2 protein-coding genes are annotated in these 2,161 nt (G+C 66.0%); one reads left to right on the top strand and one right to left on the bottom strand.

The annotated features are described in order from the left end of the window. Positions 1 to 144: 144 nt before the first annotated feature. On the bottom strand, positions 145 to 1,209 hold the full coding sequence (locus GEV05_00035; GenBank protein MPZ41794.1) for an amidohydrolase family protein: 1,065 nt from the start codon (positions 1,207 to 1,209) through the stop codon (positions 145 to 147). Positions 1,210 to 1,526: 317 nt separating this feature from the next. Between GEV05_00035 and GEV05_00030 the strand changes: the two genes are divergently transcribed. Beyond that, the coding region (locus GEV05_00030) for a CoA transferase (protein MPZ41793.1) at positions 1,527 to 2,161 on the top strand (635 nt) is incomplete at its 3' end.

Below are 2,161 nucleotides of genomic sequence, written 5' to 3'. Positions count from 1 at the left end.
TGCAGCCGGTTGCGTGCGTTGTTCGGCTTATGTCGAGCTCATTGCCGTCGTTCCCGCTTTAGCGCAAGCGACCTCCCGCGCACGCGGGAGCCCCGGAGATCGTTCACAGCCTGGGTTCCCGTCTTCACGGGAACGACGCTTACATCACTGAACGGCAAGCCGATAAACGCGCGCGGCCGTGTCGCGATAGAGCGCCGCTTTCTCCGCCGCCGAGCACTGCTGCGTGATGCGCTTCAACGCGTTCCACAAAACCCCGTACCCGCACGATTGCTTGTCCACGGGGAAATTGCTTTCCATCATGCAGCGCTCGACGCCGAAGAGCTCGATGCAGGTTTCGACATAGGGACGCCAGGCCGCGGCCAGCTCCTCGGATCCCGGCGGCATGTCGCGCAGGTGGAAATCCCAGCCGCAATAGAGCATGCCGAGTCCGCCGATTTTGACGGTGAGGTTCGGAAACTGCGTGAGCCTGCGCATATGCCCGCGCCAGATGGCGAACACTTCGTCGCGGTTGCCGTCGTGCGGAGCAATGCCGAGCAGTCCACCAGCATGGTTGAGGATCACGTTGGCTTCCGGAAACGCGCGCAACAGATCGACCGCGTCGGGCAGCTGCGGATGGAACTGCCACGACTCGAACGTGAGCCCGAGCGGCTGCAGGCAGGCGAAGCCCTCGCGGAAGGTCGGATCCAATACCTGATGCTGCGGCACTTCGCGCCGGCCGAACCGGGCCGCATTGCCGGTATCCCAGGTCACGCCGTGGCGGATGCCGCGCAGCCGCCCATTGCCCGCAGCGATGAGCGCCTCCAGCACCGGCTGCACGCGCTTGCCGAGGGTGAGGTCGGCGTGTCCGATGAGGCCGGCGCACAGCCGCGCCTTGCCGTAGTGCCCGCTCGCACTCATGGCGGCGATGCCGTTGGCGAACTCCACTTCGCCCACGGGCCGCATCTCGACCGGACCATCGCCACGATACGCGGTCCCGCACTCGATAAAGACGGTGGCGACGACGTTGTGGCCGCTCGCCACGTCGGCCGCCAGCTCATCGATCAGATAGCGGCCGTGCCGGTTGTCCCAGACGTGATGGTGCGGATCGATGATCGGCAGATCGGGCTCGAGCGCGGCTTCCTCGCGCTGCCGCGTCCACGCGTCCAGGTCGGCAAGATTGCGATACGCGTTGCCGCGAAAAACGTAAGCGGAATGATCCAGTGCTGCCATGGGCTCCTCCTCGGGGACTCGCGCCACATGCTGCCCTGCCTGCGCGGTTCGCGCAACAGCCACGCTGCTGCCCGAGGGCACTCGCCCGGCCCGCCGCTGCGCGGTTACAACGGGGCAAAAAGGGGCCAGGCTCAGGGCCAGGTTCGAATTTCAGGAAGCAAGCGGCGCATGCGCCATGCGCCTGAGTGCTTACCGACAGAGAGCCTCGCCCCTTTCCGGTCTGCCGACGCGCCTTTTCGCCGGCGCGTTCGGGTGCCATACTTCGGGGCGTCGCACACTGCCGCAGCTTTCATCCCCATGCCCGGAAGGATCGCCCGATGACCATGCCCCGACTGCCGCTGAACAGCTTCAAGGTACTCGACCTCACCGCACACCGAGCGGGTCCGACCGCGGTGCGCCAGCTTGCCGACTGGGGCGCCGACGTGATCAAGATCGAGCCGCCCGGCGCCGGCGCGGACGTAACCGGCAGCCGCCGCGACGGGCCGGACTTCCAGAACCTGCACCGCAACAAGCGCAGTCTCACGCTCAATCTGAAGACACCCGAGGGACTGAAGATCTTCATGGACCTCGCCAAGACCGCCGACGTGGTGGTCGAGAACTACAAGTCCACGGTCAAATACAAGCTCGGCGTCGATTACGAGGCGGTGAAGAAGGTCAATCCGCGTATCGTCTACGGCAGCATTTCCGGCTTCGGCCAGGACGGGCCTTACGAAGGGCGCGCCGGAGTGGACCAGATCGCGCAAGGCATGGGCGGGCTCATGTCGATCACGGGCCATGCCGGCGGCGGACCGGTGCGCGTCGGCATCGCGATCAACGACACCTCGGCCGGGATCCTGCTCGCCAATGCCATCGTGCTGGCCCTGCTCGATCGCGAACGCACGGGCGAGGGCCAGTGGGTTCACACCTCGCTCATCGAGGCGCAGATCTTCATGCTCGACTTCCAGGCCTCCCG

The organism is Betaproteobacteria bacterium (assembly GCA_009377585.1).
Lineage (GTDB): Bacteria > Pseudomonadota > Gammaproteobacteria > Burkholderiales > WYBJ01 > WYBJ01.
The sequence above is the reverse complement of the archived record's forward strand: the minus strand, read 5'-3'. Positions and strand labels throughout refer to the sequence as shown.

What these genes read in the sequence shown, in the direction of transcription:
- GEV05_00035 (MPZ41794.1), bottom strand. Translation starts at nt 1,209, where the DNA reads ATGGCAGCACTGGATCATTCCGCTTACGTTTTTCGCGGCAACGCGTAT.